Consider the following 1,659-nt stretch of genomic DNA (forward strand, 5'->3'; position numbering starts at 1 on the left):
GCCAAGAAGTCGGCGTCCACGTCGGCCTCCCGCCCGACCTCCACCGGGACCGGCTCCCCGGGCGACCGCCTCGCTGGCACCCGGAAGAGCGCGGCGAAGAAGACGACGACCACCGCCAAGAAGGCCCCCAGCGCCCGCGCCGCCACCACCGCGCCGGCGGCCGCTACCCGTCCCGCCGACGACGCGGGCACCTCGGACACGGCCCCGTCGTCGGCGCCCGCGACCGACCCGAGCCCCGGCAGCACCGGGGCGGGCACGGAGTCCTGACCCGCGGGTACCGCACGCCCTCAGCGCCCTCCCGGCTCACCACCGGGAGGGCGCCGGCGTCTCAGCTGCCGCGCTGGATGGTCCGGTGCACCAGCCCGCGGACCGGCTCGGGCAGCTCGCGCTCGCTGAAGGTGACGTCGACCTCCACCCGCACCGCCACCAGCCGGTAGACGAAGGCGTCGGGCTGCGGCTCGGGCTCGGGGAGCGCGGTCCAGAAGCTGCGCTCGCTCAGCAGCGTCCGCCACTCCTCGGAGTCGGGCGGGTCGAGCTCGTCGGGCACGAAGGTGGCCCGCCGGGTCGAGCCCACCAGACCGCCGGAGCGGGTCAGCTCCACCGGCCCCGTACCCGGATCGGGCGCGGTCCGGCCGGCGTCCGTCTCCGCGGGCTCCGGCGGGCCGGTCGGGATCGGCGGCTCCTCCGGCGGCTGCACCGGTTCACCCGGCTCGGGGTCGGGTGCCGGCACCGGCTCGCTCGGTTCCGGACCCAGCGGCACCGGTCGGCGCGGCTCCTCGCCCGGGGCGGCGGTGCTGGTGACGCCGACCTCCTGCCAGGCCCGCGCGACGGCGGTGACCTCGGCCGAACCCTCGCCGAAACGCGCGACCGCGGCCCGCCGGGTCAGGTCGGCGAAGGTGGTGAAGTCGCAGTCGGCGGCCAGCTCGCCGCCGGTGAGCACGTCGTACCAGATCTGGCCCGCCGCCTCCCAGGCGTTCCCGCCGATCGCGGTGGCCGCCAGGTGGAAGGCCCGGTTGGGGATGCCGGAGTTGATGTGCACCCCGCCGTTGTCGTCGGTGGTCTCGACGTAGTCGGCCATCGAGCCCGGCTGCGGGTCCTTGCCGAGCACGTCGTCGTCGTAGGCCGTCCCGGGGGCCGCCATCGAGCGCAGCGCCACCCCCTGCACCTGGTCGGTGAACAGCTCGGCGCCGATCAGCCAGTCGGCCTGCTCGGCGCTGTGGCCCAGCAGCCGCTGGCGCACCAGCGCCCCGAACACGTCGGCGATGCTCTCGTTCAGCGCTCCCGACTGCCCCCGGTAGACGAGCGCGGCGGTGTGGTCGATGACGCCGTGGGTGAGCTCGTGGCCGATGACGTCCACGGCCAGGGTGAACCGCTGGAACACCTCGCCGTCACCGTCGCCGAAGACCATCTGGGTGCCGTCCCAGAAGGCGTTGTCGTAGTTCTGGTCGTAGTGCACGGTGCCCAGCAGCGGCAGCCCGGCACCGTCGAGGCTGTCGCGGCCGAAGGCGTCCCAGAACAGCTGCCAGGTCGCGCCGAACCCGTCGTAGGCCTCGTCCACCGCCGCGTCGCCGGTGGCCGGCGCTCCCTCCTCCCGGGCCACCCGGCCCGGCAGCGAGGTGCCGTTCTCCGCGTCGTGCACGGTGCGCCGGGGCGCCGGCT

Annotated in this window: 2 protein-coding genes; both read right to left on the bottom strand. The window is 75.6% G+C overall.

What is annotated here, in order from left to right:
• The coding region (locus DVA66_RS20155; RefSeq protein ID WP_157974194.1) for a hypothetical protein at positions 1-200 on the bottom strand (200 nt) is incomplete at its 3' end.
• A gap of 128 nt (positions 201-328) precedes the next feature.
• The coding region (locus tag DVA66_RS20160; RefSeq protein WP_157974195.1) for a protealysin inhibitor emfourin at positions 329-1,659 on the bottom strand (1,331 nt) is incomplete at its 5' end.

Source organism: Desertihabitans aurantiacus (assembly GCF_003344635.1).
Taxonomy (GTDB): Bacteria; Actinomycetota; Actinomycetes; order Propionibacteriales; family Propionibacteriaceae; genus Desertihabitans; species Desertihabitans aurantiacus.